Here is a 17,104-nt window from a genome sequence, read left to right as displayed (position 1 = left end):
TCAACTTGATGAAGCTGCGTTGCATTTACAGTGTTTCTTGTTCTACAATGAAGTGCGTGTAATACCTGAACAGACGATAAACATCTTAAGTTATTACCCTTTCAAATGCTTGTGTGATGCGTTAGATAGATGTAGCAATCCAAACGCAAACTTAGGATTTATGCATCGAAGAAGTTGAGCATTAAATAAGTTTGGTTATTTCAAACTGCTAGCGCTGGTTTTTGTGACTAATCAAGAGCCAGCAGGTAAAATCAAACTTTTGTGCCCGACACTAACCATTCTATCCTCGATTGCTTCTGTCAAGAGGTGGATACTAAAAATTTACATTATTGAGCATAAAAAAACAGGGCAATTATATTGCCACTGTTAGTATGTGAGTTGTTGCTGGCATCTGAAATATTGGCTATTCAGTAGTACTGAGTTCTAAAAACGTTGACTAAAAAATTATTTTGTAGGGTGTGTTACGGTTTATGTAACGCACCAAAGTATCCGGGATAGTGCGTTACATTCTTAACATTTAGATATCCTCCTAAATCCCCGTTTAAAAGGGGGATTTAGAGCTTCTTATCCCATCCTTATTAAGAGGGGGTAGGGGGATCTCCAAGTGCCTAAAATCACAGCCAAACACTTTTCCAACATCCTACACAAGTTGTGAATTCCTAAGCTATATTCAAGAATCCACTTTGAATCAAGTAGGCGGTATAAGTCATAAACAATTGAGAATCAATTGGAGGACACGCAATAGAACTACCTGCTAGTGCATGAAGAGTATCTTGGCAGCTAATATGGGGTCTTCTAGCTTGTAAGTACAAATCAGGAATAGTCAGTTGTTCATCAGACCAACGTTCCAGTAAAAATGGCCGCAGAGTATATAAAGGATTGTCAGCAGAAGTGACATTATTGATTAACTCTGATTGCCATTTTTCATAGGGAATCATTTCAACTGAATAACCAAAAGAGCGTATCCACTCAACTAGCATTTTCAAAGCAGCGGGTTGGGGATGTTGTAAATTGAAAGCTTTACCTATGGATTCTTTTTGACGTGATAGATAAACGATCGCTTTGCTTACATAGTCCACAGGTGACATATCCAACATATAATCTACATCAGGGAAATATCCCATTTGTAGACAGCCTTTTGTCATCAAATTGATAAAGTCATGTGTGTTACAAATACCTGTCTTGCTATCACCTGAAATCAGTGGGGGTCTATGGATAGTTACAGGAAGCCCACGGTCACGAGCAATTTTGACTAACTTTTCAGCTACCCATTTAGTTTGTGAGTAGCCAAGATAAATACCTTCCCAATGATTGAATTCATCCTGTTCTTTAACAACCTTGCCAGCGTAAGCAGTGGATTCAAAAACAGCAACGCTAGAAACGTAATGTACAGGCTTGACTTTAACTTGACAAGCTAATCTCAGTACTTCTTGAGTTCCTAAAACATTGGCTGCTTTCAGTGCTGAGTATGGAAAAACATAATTCAACAAAGCACCGCTATGATAGATAGTATCAATATTGGTAGCTAAAATTTGAAATTGTTCAGAGCCAACACCTAACAATGGCAGAGATAAATCGCCGACAATGGGAATAATTCTGGAGGTAAATTCTTCCTGCCAAATTGCATACTGTTCTAGATTTTTTTGGAGTTTGCTTTTGCCTTCTTCAGCATTAGCAGCACGCACTAAACAATAGATATCGGCATTGGTTTCTTGTAGCAATTCCCGGATGATAAAGGCTCCTAAAAAGCCTGTTCCGCCAGTTATAAAGATATTCTTGGGTTCACCTACAAGTACATTAGATGCAGCACCGGGATGGATGGTAGGGTCAAGAACAGCCTCAGCACCTAAATTTAGAACTGAGGGTGCAGCGTTGGCATTAGAGGCTACTACCTTTGTATCTTGAATCGGTGAACCATCTTGCACTTCTTCAGCTAAACGCTGTGAAAGAGCTTCAATATTTGGGTAATGCCACAGCAGCAACGGAGAGGGTTGAAATCCGAGCAACTTTTCTAAGTTACTTACTAGAATCATTGCTTGGGCTGAATCCAACCCATAGTTTTCTAAATGTTCTTTGACATCTATTTCATCAGTTGATACTTTTAGTAACTTAGCTAAGTTAGATACTAAAAATACTTGAATGTCGTCTGCTGTAAAAGACTGTTTTATAGTCATTTTTAAATCTCCAACAATGATGTAGAACGAACAGGGTGATATTGACTGTAATAATCGGAAGTTTGCAGTCCTTGAATTTTCAAATTTTGGACACGATACAAAAAGGCTGCACCAGTCATAATTTGATTAGCAACATCAACTACTTGACGATTATTTGGTTCAGAAAGATAGGAACCGCGTACCCAGTCATTGAAACCGCCCATTGCCGGGCCACACCAAATTTGATAATCGACTTCTCTACCTTTTTCGCCAGAACTAGACCAGCGAGAAGATAATCCTAGATACCAACGGAAAATTAACGCCATTTTTAGTTTAGGATTATTGACTGCTTTCCCAAGTTTCTCAGGATTCTTTTGGGACAAATAAGCCGCAGTTCCTTCCCATACTTCGGCAATAGTTTTGCGAAAAACTTGTTTTTCTAATTTCTCTCTTTCTGCAAGGGGGATGCTTTCAATGGAATCATAAGCGCGATAGAGTTCAAATAATTTCTGCGCTCGCATGGGGAACATTGTACCCCGTTTGAGAACTTGCAATTTGACTCCCATTTCAAACATATCTGCGGCTGGAGCCATTATCATATCAGCCATTTCTGCTTGGGCTAATAACTTTTTGGTATGTTCACAAGCCCCAGATTCAACGCATGATTGATTAATGGAACCGGTCATTACATAAGCAGCACCCATCATAAAGGCTGCTAATGCTGATTGTGGTGTTCCAATTCCTCCTGCAACGCCAATTCTAATGGGTATTTGGTAATGATATTGTGCTTGAATTTCATCTCGCAAGGCAATAATAGAAGGTAACACACAAACCAAGGGACGGTTATCTGTATGACCTCCAGAATCAGCCTCGACGGTAATATCATCAGCCATCGGAACTTTAGCTGCAAGGGTTGCTTGTAACTCAGTAATTAGCCCTTGTTCAAGAAGTTCTTTAAGTATTCTGGCTGGTGCTGGTTGCAGAAATTTAGTCGCAACTTCTCGGCGAGAAATTTTGGCAATGATTTTATTTTTGATTTCAATTTGATTGGCGTTATTCAAACCCAATCCAGCAACACGGTAATAAACAATGTTGGGGGTCAAGTCGAGAAATGCAGAGGCTTCTACTGTTCTCACTTGATATTTGAGGTATAAATCTACAGCGCGACGTTCAATCGCAGGTTCGTTGGGGCTGTGGATTAGATTAAATGCGTAGGGCCCTTGAGGTAAGGCTTGTTGAATGCGATTTATGGCTGCTTCCAAACGTTCTGGAGTTAAACCACCTGCACCAAAGGAACTCAAAATTTGCTCTTTTCCGAGTGCAATGACCATTTCTTCGGAAGCAATTCCGCCAGCCATTGCGCCGGTAACGTAGGCATATTTTACTCCATGAGAGGAGAGAAAATTCGGATCTCCAAATTGTTGAATGCGGATTGGGGCTGCAAATGTTAGCAGTTCTACTTGTGCTGTTGTGCCATTATCACCAGGGGATAAATAACCCTCATTAGTGACACCGATTTTTCCGGCAACTTTCACGATGTAGCAGGGTTTATTTAACACCATCAATTTATCTTTGATGGTTTGTTTCTCAAAAGATACAGTTTCTAAAGAACCTTTCCAAACTTGGTTTTTGTTATAAGACCAAGTGGAGAAGTTAAGACCATTATCGTGTTTACTTAGTACCGTATCTACGGTTGTCACGGTAGTTATCCCTCGGATTACAAACAATGGATGATAAAGTTGAAGGGTGTTGACTCTGTTAACGAACCGCAGAGGCGCAGAGGGCACAGAGTAAGAGAGTAATACCAATTCTCTGAGAGATGCACGTAATAATTTTTAAACGAACCGCGAAGGACGCAAAGGGCGCGAAGGAAGAGAAAGTTTAGAGAGAATTGGTATGAGATATTAAGATTCTTCGTTAAGCAAGTTTTGGGCGCAAGCTAGTTGCAATTGAATGATTTCGCTCATTTTTTGACTGTAATCTTGTCTAGCTTGTAAGAAGGCAGTGTGTGCTTTAGTTATCTTTGAATTATTAGCATTGAGCTTTTGATACTGGGTCTTATTTAAATCGAACATGCTGATGATGCTACTAATTTTTTTAGTTCTGACGGGTGGAGAGAAAACAGGAATTGGCTGTCTAATTGCGCTTGACTCAGAAGATTGTAATTGTTCTCTCGGTTGAAAAACGTTATCAATGATATTTTTCGGTTTTACTTCTTCTGGCTGAGGCAAGATGTTAGGGGAATAATTTTCTTGTTGGGTTATTTGGTTGGAAGTGTTAAGATAATCTGTGATTTCAGATTGTTGGACATTAGGTATATCTGGATGCTGTATTTTGAAACGTTCGCTCCTAAGATCCCCAGCAAAATTTTCAACAAGTTTACGATTTTCTTCGCTCAAAATTGTAGCAGCGATCGCTTTCCCACCCAAGGTAACTGTTCTCAATGTTGCTTTATTTGAATTAGCAGTGTCTTGGGCTTTGCTATACAGTGGTGATAAATCCACGTTCACCTGATGACTGAGTAGTTTTGCTAATGCTTTAACCATCGAAGCATGGTCATCCATCCCTCTACGATTTAGAGAAACTGTGATATGTTCTTTGTTTCCGAGGATTTTATCAATCCATCGTGAACAAACACTACCAGCGCCTGCTTCTAGAAATATTTTGACCCCATCGCCGTAGACACGATTAACTAATTGTGGAAAATCAAGTTCTTGGCACAATCCTTTGGCAATATTGTGAGCGATCGCATCACTTTCAAGTACAATCGGTTGATAGTCGGCGGCAGAATAAAACACAATACCGGGGAGACTTTGCGATGGTAAGCTGTTTACCTTCTTGATTTCCTCGTACTGCGATCGCATCGCTTCACAATGTATCACATGGTCAAAGGGAGCGGGGAAGGCATTACAACCTAAAGTTGCAATCACTCGCTTACAGGCTGCATCCTCACCAGCAATTAATACTTCTTCTGGTGTGTTGATTTGAGTTAAGTAGACGCGATTCTCTTGTTTCAGGCATTCTCTAACTTGAGATGGAGTAGCCATGAGAACATAGGTATTCCAAAAATTGTTGTTTGGTGAATTTGTTAATCCCCAATATTCACGCACAGCATTTTTCGGGCCAGATAATTTATCGCCAAATAAAGGTGATGAGTTTAAGGTGTTACTTCCGCCCTCAAAATCACTCCAAACTCCTTGGGCAACCATCATGCTAGTTTCACCCAAGCTATACCCAAATACAGATTGCGGCTTAACTTGAAAATCATCTCGGAAAATTGCCGTCATGTATCTAGCAAAGGCGATTTCACTTTCAAACATTGCCAGTGAATCATCTAATAATTGCTTTTCGAGTGTTTCTAGTTGCCTGGTTGTCAACTTAGGTAAGCTTCTGGGATAAACCAGCTTTTCAACATCGGCAGCCCGATTGTAGAGATTGTTACTTTTTAAGTCCTCGAAAACTTTCGGAAATAAACGGAAGACGCTGCGACCAATGCCGATATAAGAATTGACGGCTGCGGGATAAACGTAAGCAACTGACCCAGTTTTACCTAATGGTTTTGCTGTGAAATAACTTCCTAGTGGTGTTTGCCAATCTGTGCCGTTTTCAAAAGCATTATTTACACCTTTGCGGGCAGATTCAATTTCTTTGAGTAAATCTTTTGTGTTACGTCCTGTAATTGATAAGACGTATTTTGGATGAGAATGCTGTTGAAAAGTAGCGAATGTTTCGCTGGCGGTAGCTGATAAAGAAGAACTCGCTTCTATGGTATGTTGGAGATTGTTGAGAAGATCGGGGATAGTGGTGCGATCGCTAACTGCTATCGGAAACAGATGAAAAGGCATTTGTTGCAAATATCTGTTGTCCCGCTCCTCTTGGCTAGGTTCTTCCGATAAGATTAAATGGGCGTAACTGCCATCTATACCCATGCTATTAATTGCTGCTATTCTGCGTGTGCCGCCCTTATCGACAAACCAAGGTCTTGATTCCATTGCCACATAGAAGGGACTACCTTCCCATACTTGCGGTGTTTTGACACCAGACCATTTGGGTGTGGCGGGAATATACCTGTAATAAAGACAGAGGGCAGTTTTGATTAAGCTAGCAATTCCCGATGCTGTATAGGTGTGGCCGATATTTGCTTTGACGCTGCCTAATGCACAATGCAAACCATTGCCCACTTTCGGATAAGCTTGCAGTAAACCTGTGATTTCGGCTTCATCTTCCTGGGGAACGCCGCTACCAAAGACTTCCACATAGTTAACCTCTGTGGGTTGAATCTCAGCCATCTCGAAAGCTTGTTTGCAGACATCACTGATAGCTGAAGCATCAGGTTTTACCGGAGCCTCACTCAAAGTAGAATTACCTTGTGCGAAACTCATGGCATCAATTACTGCATAGATGCGTTCATTATCTTCCTTAGCTGCTTCGTAGCGCTTGAGGACGACAGCACCAGCACCTTCGCCAACCATCCAGCCATTTGCTTGTTGGTCATAACCCAACGTATTGACACCTGTATTAATCGGTGCAAATTGGCTGCGGAACAAGACATTTTCCACACCGCCTGCTAAATCTACTGCACCAACAACCACCGCGTCTACTTCTCCAGTAGCGAGTAGCATTTGGGCAACTTCCAACGCTTTGAGGGCAGAATTTTCGCCAGCGCTAACGGTGAATGCAGGGCCAGTGAAATTCCACAAAGCAGAAATTCGACTCGCCATGATGTTGGCGATGTGACTTACATATTCGCCGATTTCTACTGGTTGGTGAATGCTATCTTTGACGATAGTTTCCAGTTGGGAAAGGTGTTCAGCAGGTAGAGAAATTCCTTGGTTGAGTAAGCCATCCTTAACTTGCCAAGATAGATTCCATCTTTGCTCTAGCTGATGTACAGAGAATTCTGTCTCGGCGGCGACTATAACTGCTACATTGCCACCCTCCTGTAGTTTCGCATCTTTTACGGCGCGATCGCTAACTTTCAGGAGTAATAATTGTTGTGGGTTTAACTTTTCGATTTCATTCGGTGGGATTTTGCACGATAAAGTATCGATTTCAAAATCCTTGATATATGCCCCTACTGGTGCTTTCCCGTCTGCTAAACCGTACTCTTTCAGGACATTCTCTTGATTTTCTATACCATGCCATCTTTGAGGCGGTAGAGAAGTAAAATGCTGTGTTCCATCATAAATACTTCGTTCAAAAGCATCTAAGCCATTGCAGTTACCAAAAAAGGCATCCATGCCAACAATAGCGATTTTGGCAGGTGGAACAGGCGGAGTTGATTCAACTGATTCTGTTGTATTTCCTTGTTCTAAAATCAGATGAGAATTAGTGCCACCAAATCCAAAAGCGCTAATAGCAGCCCGTTTAATTGGTGCGTTATTATTAGGCCATATCGTAGCTGTTCTAACAATTTTATCGGCGGAAATTGTACCTTTTTCTGAAGTTAAAGGTTCCGAAACATTCATGGTTGCTGGAATTACACCATGAGACATACTCAAAATCACTTTAGTCAAGCCAACCATGCCGGCAGCAGTTAACAAGTGACCAGTATTTGCTTTGGCAGAACCCACCAGAGGAGCCGCTTGATTTTGACCAAAAAATGTTTCGATAGAATTGAATTCGGTTGTATCTCCTAGTAATGTGCCAGTGGCGTGACACTCTAGATAATCAATGCTTTTTGGACTAAATTTCGCCTCATTGTATGCTCGTTCAAAAGCTAAAACTTGTCCTTTAGGATTCGGACTCAGTAAGTGCTTACCTTTGCCATCATTCGAGAGTCCATTACCGCAGATAGTGGCGAGAATATTATCACCATCTCTAACGGCATCAGAATATCTTTTCAGCATCACCATCCCAACACCATCGGCGGGGATTAGCCCTCTAGAGGATTTATCTAAGGGGCGGCTGATGCCGTTTTCTGCATATCCTTGAACACCGGAAAATAACATCCGCACGAATAGGGAATCTGCACAACTTATGGCTCCAGCTAACATGACATCAGCTTTGTGCGACCATAAGTAATGAGATGCTAGTTTAATCGCATAAAATGATGACGAACAAGCAGCATCCAGACATAAATTAATCTGGGATAGAGATAGTGCTTGAGCTACGATAGATGCTGGTAAACCAGATATCATTGCATTGTATAAAGACGCTTTGGTTGCACTTGGTACAGCTAAATTAAAGTCTTCATACTGCAAAAGTTCTCTAACAGCAGGGTTAATAGCTTGCTGATAAATTGGAGAAAATAATTGATTAGATAATTTTGTCGGGAATGACAAATTACCTAAAATTACGCCGCATTTTGCCAGGACATTTTGATTACCCCAATAACCACTTTGTACAATTGCTTGTTTAGCAGCATACAATGACCATTTGAAGGTGTTATCTAAGCCAGCAACAAATTCAGATGGTAGATTGTATTCAGATGGATTAAACTGGAAGTTGCGGATGTATCCGCCTTTGAGTGAATAAGTTTTGTCTGGTGTACCTTTAACTGGGTTGTGAAATATTGTCGGATCTACTCCGATTTCTTCGACGGTTGCAGAGGATGTCGAATCTTTTTGATGAACGATATTTTGCCAGTATTCTTCAGGATTCTTTGCATCGGGGAATAGGCATGATAATGCGATGATGGCTATTTTTTCCACGATTTATATGCTCCGAGTTTGGGTATTTAGCAAGAGATATTTAACAGGCAGGATTTACGCTGTTCCCCAAACTTTAAACGAGGCAATTTATAGCAATCCTAAGATTTTGATAGTTTGTAGTAAGCACTTTAGTGCTTATATTAAGAAGGACTAAAGTCCTTACTACGAACTTTAAACTTGATATATTCTTAGCTTCTGAGCATTTTCATTGACCAAATAATGGCATGAGCGCCGAGCATTCGTGAATAGATTTTACATTGGCGGTCGTGTATGATAAAGTTTGCGATCGCACTACTTGGTGTCTTAGCTAGTACTTCACAAGAAACGTAAAATGTTTCGTTATGTGGTATCGCTTCAAACTGTTCAAATTTTTCTACTTTTCCAGGTAAACAACCTTCTTCATGAAAGTGTTGTGTCCAAATCCATAGGGCGTGCATACTCAAGTCAGTGGTGTAAGGATTTACCCATTGGACAGGGAATTGTCCTTGTTGCTGTGCGCTGAGTTCTGGCCACAAACATTCTGTTGTGATTTTTTCGGGACTGATATTTAAAACTCTCTTAACTTCTTGAAAACCGGGGCCATGAAATAATGTAGCCCCACCATTTTGGTAAAAAGCTTTTCCTGTCGCAGTGATGATATTATCTGGTTCGAGATTGAGAGATTCATAGATGGGTGCATCTGGGATTTCACGCTGAAGATGGAGTTGAGCGCTAAAATGAAAATGGGTTTTTCCTTCAGGGTTTTTACTGGAAATTTTGGCTTTAAGGTCGATACTTTCAAGATTAACTTTAGAAATTTCTTCTATTTCTAATATATGTTCCTTCGCTAATGTTTCATTAAAAGTAATCCCTTTCAAAACTTTGAAATCTTGGTAATAAAACAACCGATAACCAGGATATAATTGCTCAGAAGCATTGATAATCCAGGTCATTGCACAAGTTGCTGGTAAAACTGGAGAACCAGCAATAGTATGATCGTGCAAAAATGGATTAGCCTCTAATGTCATTTGGCGACGGATACGATAGGTTCGCAGTTCTGAATCTAACTCCGCCGCCATTGGGACAAGTGGGCTACCAATGACAACTTGTGCGGTTGCATGATTGGTATTATCCATTTCCTTAACGAGCATTTGTGCCCCGACTGCAATAGGAATTATATCGATTTTTCGCTCTTGAAAAATCTTCTTTAATTCTGCTGTCACCATCCCACTGTCCCAAGCGCCCCAGTTGATAGCGACTACATGACATGAGGGATAAGTTTGCTTAAATATATGGGCTGATTTGTTCAGAATTTCATTTGCGATCGCATAATCAGATTGTCCGGGATTTCCGTAAAATCCGGTTACTGAAGAAAACAAAACTAAATGCTGAAGTTGATTTGGGTTAACGCAAGCTAGGAGGTTTTCTAAACCTTGTACTTTGGCGGTGTAAACTTTTTCAAAATCCTCTTCTGTTTTCTTTTCAATTAACTTGTCAGCTAAGTTTCCCGCGCCGTGGATGATTCCGGTAATTGGGCCGAGATATTGCACAGCAGTGGCTAGTTTTTCTTGTAAAGCTTGCGTATCTGTGACATCGACGCTGATATATTCGGCTTTAGCTCCAGTTTTTTCAATTGCTGCTAGAGTCTTTTTAATTTCGCGGCTAGAGGTAATTTTGTTATATATTTTTTGCACATTCATGGGTGTGGGCTTCTCTCCTTGAGAAAGAAGATTTTCCATGATGCATTTTTTCAATGCGGAGTCATCGGAGTTTTGAGCAAAATCTGGCTCGGTTTCTAATAGTTCTGAGCGACCGAGGAGGATGAATTTGCAGGGTTGCTGTTGAGCTAATCTGATAGTACACTCAGCCGTAATCCCTTTTGCACCGCCGCTCACGACAAAGACAGATGATGGACTAAGCTGGGCTGTTTGTGTCATAAATCCTCTGGGATTAATTCGTAATTCGTAATTCGTAATTCGTAATTAAAAGATGCTCTCTTATCTCTTTCTCTGTGTCCTCTGCGCCTCTGCGGTTTTTTTTAAACGAACCACAGAGACGCAGAGAGCGCAGAGAGAAGAGATTAATCGGCGATAATAGTCACTCGTCCTTGTGAGCCGTAGCCAACTTCACTTATATAAAGGTTGGGATCGTGAAGTTCGGCGATGATGTTGTGTACTGACTGTTTAGCGTCAAGTCTGGGACTTAGGTCGATCGCACGGGTGAAAACTTTTGGCCATTCCCATCTCAGAGTTTTGGTTAATCCAAATAAACCAGCGCCGATCGCACCGAAGTTGACTTTGTACTCTAAGCCGAAGGCTCCATCAAGGTGAGCGACTGTGCAGAAACAACTACGTCCATGCTTTGCGGCTTCGTTGAGAGAAGGTTTGAGGTGTTTCGCCATCAAAAATACGTGCTTGACGATCGCCTTTTCTGATTCGTTATAAGAAATACTTCCGGTGTGATTTCCTACAAACATTGGGTGTAGATGGATGAAAGCCCCAATCGCTCCGCAGTGAGATGCGATCGCTTGCAATTGTTGTTGGAGATGTTCTTCACTCAAGTTTGCTAAGGTGACGCGGGTTACTCCTGTAGGTAAAGGCGCTTGCTGGGCGATGAGCGATTGGGGGAAGCTGATAACTACTATTTTCCAGCCTTTCTCGATTAAGGATTCAGTTAATTTATAAGTGGTGAGGGAACCATCATCGGTGATTAAACCGATGTGTCCCTCTGGTAATGTGAAATCCAAGTAATCGGGCTGTGGTAGACTCCTGAGTTTGACGAGATGGCGCTGGATATTATGCTCTAATTGGGGTGGCTGCTGTTGGACAAACTCAGGTTCAGACTTTTTTTTTTCACCTCCAGCCAACTGCTGTAGGTAATCGACTATTTGACCGATGGTGCGGAGATCGCCGAGTTCTTCAATATTCGGTTTGGGTAAGTTGGGGTACATCTCTTGCATCGCCCCTAAGATTTCCACCCGTTTAATCGAGTCAATCCCTAAGTCGGCTTCCATGTCCATTTCCAGTTCCAGCATCTCGACTGGGTAGCCGGTCTTATCGCTGGTGATGGCTAACAGGGTTTCACCTAAGTTTGCAAATTCATCACTTGTAGCGGTTTCTGGTTCTGGGGTGAATGCGATAACTACGCTTGGTTCAGGTGCAACGACTACCTCAACTACTGGTACAGCCTCTACTGCAATCTCAGTTGCTGGTTGTACTTCGTGAACTGCAATTTCTACAGTAATACTTTTGGAAGCGTGGGATTGCAGATACTCGACAACTTGACCGATGGTGCGTTTTTCTGACAGTTCTTCTAAATTGGGCTTGGGTAGGTTGGGGTACATCTCTTGTAGCGCCCCTAAGATTTCCACCCGTTTGATAGAGTCAATCCCTAAATCAGCCTCCATGTCCATGTCCATTTCCAGCATCTCTACCGGGTAGCCGGTTTTGTCGCTGGTGATGGCTAAGAGGTTTTTATCCAAGTCAACAATATCGATGGTTGCGCCAGATACAGGTGCAGCAGTTGTAGGTGCTGGTTCTGCAACAACTTCCTTGACTGGGGGTGAGCTAATTTTGACTACAACCTCAGCTTGGGGTTCTTCTACTACTGGGACAGGTGGTGCGACTACAGGCTCTACCGTCTCGACAGTGGCGAAATGCGGTGTGGGAAGTAGAGACGCGATTGATTGGGTCTTTGGAGATACAGGAGTTTCAACTACAGCCTCTACAGCAGCCGGGAGAGGTTCTTGAGTAACATTTAAGCGATTTTTAGCTACAGGCTCAGTTACAGGCAAAGGCTGGCTTTCTACTATCTTGGTAGTGGCGGGTACTGGTGCTTCTGTGGTGAACGGAGTGAAATTGCTGAGTTTCTCTGTAAGTTGAGTTGCTCCCTCACCTGAGATGATTTGAGAATACTCTTGCTGGATGAGTTGGAAAAAGCTCTTAGTATATTCCAGTTGCTCTTGAAGATATTGTTCATGGATGCGTAGAGTTTCACCCTGTTGGGAATGAAACTGCATCATGCTACGCTCTAAGCTTTCCATGACAACTAGCTTCATTTTGGCAGTTTCGGCTGTTGATTTACTTTCACTCAACAAAGAATTCTGCTGTTGCATCAGTTGGAAAAACGCTTTAGCGTATTCCATTTGATGGTTGAGATAAGTACCGTGAACTTGTAAATTCTCGGCTTGATTTTCCTGGAACTGTGTCAGGAGATATTCTAAACTTGCTAAAAGTTGTTCGTAATTTGTCAGCTTTTCTGGTGTTGGTTGCATCTTAGATTCCTGGACTGGTTGTGACAGGGTAACAGGATTCATCTGTTGCTCTGGCTGGGTGATGACACTAGCAGTCACACCGTTCATTACTGGGGTAAGTTTTTTATGTCCGTTAGTCTCGATCGCTGCGAGAGTTGGAGTTACACCTGGGCTACTAAACAAAGGAGCCGCAGTTTCAGAAGATTCGGGGGCGGGTAATGTGACTTTATGCCCATCCTGCAAAGCTAGAGCGAAGGCATTTTTCGTTTTTTCGGATCTGTAGTTGATGCCGTTTAAACGGACATTTAATGTCTTCTTCGTCTCAATTGGGGGGATAGTTTGGGGAAGTTGGTAAGGATCGAGGTTATTCAAAGCCAAGCCAATTACTCGCAACTGCACAACTGCTTCTCGCAAAGAGCGATCGCTATTCTTTTGAGCGCTAGGGTTCAGAGATACAGTGATGTGTGGGCGATCGCCAAGGATATCTTTGACTAAGTTGGTGAGAATTCTTCTCGGCCCAAATTCCACAAAGCAAGTACCACCGGCTGCATAGATATTTTCAATTTCCTGCTTAAACAGTACTGAATTGGAAAGGTGGCTTTCGAGGATTTTTTGAATACCTTGGGCTTCTTTGGGATACTGCTTACTGGTAACGTTGCTGTAAACAGGGATTTTGGGACTTTGGAATTTGACAGACTTGGTGGCGATCGCAAATGATTTCTGAGCAAAGGCGATTAGCGGTGTATGGAAAGCTGCTGAAACAGGTAGCAATACAGCTGTATATCCTTTCTCGTGTAAAGCCTCTTTGATTCTCGCTATTTCTGCGGTAGGCCCAGCCAAGACAAATTGAGTCGGAGAATTTTGATTAGCGATCGCAACTTGCGGAAAATGTCTCAGCACTGCTTCCACTTTGCTGATGTCTTCTTTGACAGCCAGCATACTACCCGCATCATGATCCGGATCTTCGGGTGCAGCCATTGCTTGACCCCTAGCTTTCACTAAGAACAAGTAATCTTCAGTACTCAAAACCCCCGCAGCCCATAGCGCTGTTAGTTCACCAAAGCTATGTCCCGCCACAAAATCTGACTTGAACCCAGCTTGTTGCAGTATGCTGTACATCCCTGCACTCAACACCCCGATGGCTGGTTGAGCGTATTCTGTGCGTTGTAAGGCAGCAATTTGGACATTCTTTTCTGCCTCTCCAAACACAGGATGAGGGAAAACTATTTCTGAAAGCGGCTGCAAATTATCTTTGATTAACAGGCTATCCATATAACCATGCAGACGGCGCATCAAAGGAAAATTCATCACCAGTTCGCGTCCCATCTCCAAGTATTGCGAACCTTGTCCAGAAAATAGGGAGACAACTTTTCCGCCCAACTCCATACCAGAAGCGCGGTAATAAATCCCTTGGGGATGTTCCCAAGATGCTGCTGTTCCTTTGAGTTTCAGCCAGTCAATGCTAGTTTGCAGCAACTTGCAAGCTTCTTCCAGATTCTCGGCTACAAACCCAAATCTGGCAGCAGAGAGGGGAATTTGTTGTGATTTGCACTCATTGACTAATTGTGAGTAGTGTCTGAGTGCATCTGGCGATACTCCTGCGGAGTCACTTCGTGAACGCAACTTACCTAAAATCTCTTCCGATTTGCTCAACAATTGGTCTACTGTAGGAGCAAACAACAGCACTTCACTAGCATCACTGTGTAAGCGGTAAGCGGCGTTTTGGTCGGCTTCATATTCTTCCAAAACGACGTGATAGTTGGTTCCGCCAAAGCCGAAAGAACTTACACCCGCACGTCTTGGCGCTTCTCCTTCTGGACGAATCCAAGGTCTAGTTTCGGTATTCAAATAAAAGGATGAAGTTTTAATGTTGAGTTTGGGGTTTGGCTCAGTGATATTAATTGTCGGTGGTAATACTTTGTGATGTAAAGCCAAAGCAGTTTTAATCAAACTCGCCGCACCCGCAGCCGCTTTTGTGTGTCCAATTTGTGATTTCACACTACCCAAAGCGATATGCTGCTTTTTCTCATCATGTAGATCAAAGTAGTCTTTTAAAGAACCGAATTCTGTCGGATCTCCAGCCATTGTACCGGTACCATGTGCTTCCATCAAACCAACAGTAGCGGGAGAGAAGCCGGCATCTTCGTAAGCGCGTTCTAAGGCTTTAACTTGACCTTCTTTGCGAGGAGCATAAATACTCTTATAACGCCCATCGCTGGAAGTACCAATACCTTTAATTACGGCATATATTTTATCGTTGTCCCGTTCAGCATCTTCCAAACGTTTGAGGACAATCATCCCAATACCTTCACCCAGCATCATCCCATCAGATTTAGCATCAAAAGGTTTGACATTTTCACTAGGAGAAACCGCCGGTGTTTTGCTGAACGAGATGTAAGCCATGATGGTGTTATCGGTATCAACACCACCAGTCAGCATCATATCAGAACGATGCTCAACTAGTTCGCTGATTGCCATTTTTAAAGCACCAAAGGAACTAGCACAAGCCGCATCAACTACGCAATTCATCCCGCCAAAATTGAGGCGGTTGGCAATTCTACCCGCGACTACATTTGCTAACATTCCGGGGAAAGCGTTCTCATCCCACTTCACATAAGCGCTTTTGATTTTATCAACGATTTTTTTGGTATCTTCGTCAGATAAACCACTGCTTTTAAGCGCTTTTTCCCAAATCGGATATTCCAACCTGGCAGAAAGTGGCATTCCTAATTGCTTGGCCATCGCCACGCCTAAGATTACCCCAACCATCTCGCGGTTAAATTCACGCTTTTCGCCATAACCCGCATCTTCCATCGCCTCTTTCGCAACCACTAAACTTAATAGTTGCGATACATCTGTGACTTCCAAAATGCTAGGTGGTATGCCAAATTCCATCGGGTTAAAATCAACCTCTGGAAGAAACCCGCCTCTTTTACAGTAGGTTTTATCTTCAGTCGTTCTAGGATTGGGATCGTAATAATCTTCGACGCTCCAGTGAGTGGAAGGAACATCAGTAATACAGTCAATTTTATTTACTATATTTTGCCAGTATTCCCGTAAATTTCTGGCTTGAGGTAATAGAGAAGCCATCCCAACAATGGCGATAGGATTGTGTTGTAATTGTCTGTTAATTCTGTTAATTGACACTGGTTTCTCTGGCTTCATTTGTTTTCCCTCGATAGACTTAATCACAGCCTGTTCACAATTGTTTATAAGGCTTTCTAACTCTGCTAAGGCAGTATCAATTGAATAAGCAGACATAGGTCATAGTGAGTACTGTGGATTGTGTAGCTACAGTAATTTCTGTTGCCTACTAATAATCAAAAACTCTGGTTTTGTAAGCAGTTAGCATGTCTAAAATCCGGCAAAAAAGTAATTAAGAATTACGAATTATGCGGATACGCGGCTTGCGATCGCGAAAAAATGTTATCCAACGCTAGACTCTTTAAATTGTGGCAATAGGTCAAAGACGTTGTTAAAACTGGTAAAATAGTCTTGGAGTGTAATAGCTGCTTGACCAGTTAATTTAATCCATTTGTAATGGTAGAGATTTTGAGTAATGGTATCCTACTGGAGTTGTGTAAACTGAGGAGTAGCTAAGAGAACAGAAACGTTTTTCACCCGAAAGTTTTTGATTATCTAGGCTAACCAGAGCAACATAGCTGTTGTTAATGACAACATTCTGCATCTGGAGCAATGTCATAGCCAATTTCAACGTTCGGGATAATATATTTTATGCTACTTGAACCAGCAAAGTTGACAAGTTCGTTACACAAAAGACACCACCTTTAATCCGAGTTTATGCAAGTTGAAAAAGTAATTAAACGAGCAGACGGTGATGGGAAAGCAGTTATCTTTAGTTATTTTTGATGTCAAAATATTAATTAAATAACTAGTTTGTCTAACCACTTTAAAGCATTGAATTAATAAAAACACTAGCATACTTTACAGAAACTAAATCATTCCTTTAAAGTTATTTTATAAATAAACATCCACAATTATAGCTTTTCCTAATCAAATGAGGTATATCATAGCCCTCTCTCGAAGAGCGGGGAGGGGGTTGGGGG

5 protein-coding genes and 1 pseudogene are annotated in these 17,104 nt (G+C 41.9%); all 6 read right to left on the bottom strand.

Features of this window, described 5'->3' with window-relative positions; translation table 11 throughout:
- Positions 1 to 659 precede the first annotated feature (659 nt).
- Positions 660 to 2,174, bottom strand: coding sequence for a thioester reductase domain-containing protein (locus CDG77_RS20115; protein ID WP_094331106.1), 1,515 nt, complete (start codon positions 2,172 to 2,174; stop codon positions 660 to 662).
- A 2-nt stretch (positions 2,175 to 2,176) separates the two neighbouring features.
- Positions 2,177 to 3,853 carry a PfaD family polyunsaturated fatty acid/polyketide biosynthesis protein gene (locus CDG77_RS20110; RefSeq protein WP_094331105.1) on the bottom strand — a complete coding sequence of 559 codons (1,677 nt, stop codon included), beginning with the start codon at positions 3,851 to 3,853 and terminating at the stop codon, positions 2,177 to 2,179.
- A 204-nt stretch (positions 3,854 to 4,057) separates the two neighbouring features.
- Positions 4,058 to 8,806, bottom strand: coding sequence for a PfaB family protein (locus CDG77_RS20105; RefSeq protein ID WP_094331104.1), 4,749 nt, complete (start codon positions 8,804 to 8,806; stop codon positions 4,058 to 4,060).
- A gap of 188 nt (positions 8,807 to 8,994) precedes the next feature.
- A complete protein-coding gene (locus tag CDG77_RS20100) occupies positions 8,995 to 10,722 on the bottom strand; it encodes an SDR family NAD(P)-dependent oxidoreductase (protein WP_094331103.1) in 1,728 nt (575 codons plus the stop codon).
- A gap of 143 nt (positions 10,723 to 10,865) precedes the next feature.
- Positions 10,866 to 16,298 (bottom strand): type I polyketide synthase, encoded by a 5,433-nt coding sequence (locus CDG77_RS20095; protein WP_094331102.1) that lies wholly within the window; start codon positions 16,296 to 16,298, stop codon positions 10,866 to 10,868.
- Positions 16,299 to 16,463: 165 nt separating this feature from the next.
- Positions 16,464 to 16,740: pseudogene (locus CDG77_RS20090) on the bottom strand (hypothetical protein).
- Positions 16,741 to 17,104 lie beyond the last annotated feature (364 nt).

The sequence above is a fragment of the Nostoc sp. 'Peltigera membranacea cyanobiont' 213 genome, assembly GCF_002245975.1.
GTDB lineage: Bacteria > Cyanobacteriota > Cyanobacteriia > Cyanobacteriales > Nostocaceae > Nostoc.
This window is presented reverse-complemented; position numbering and strand designations above follow the sequence as displayed.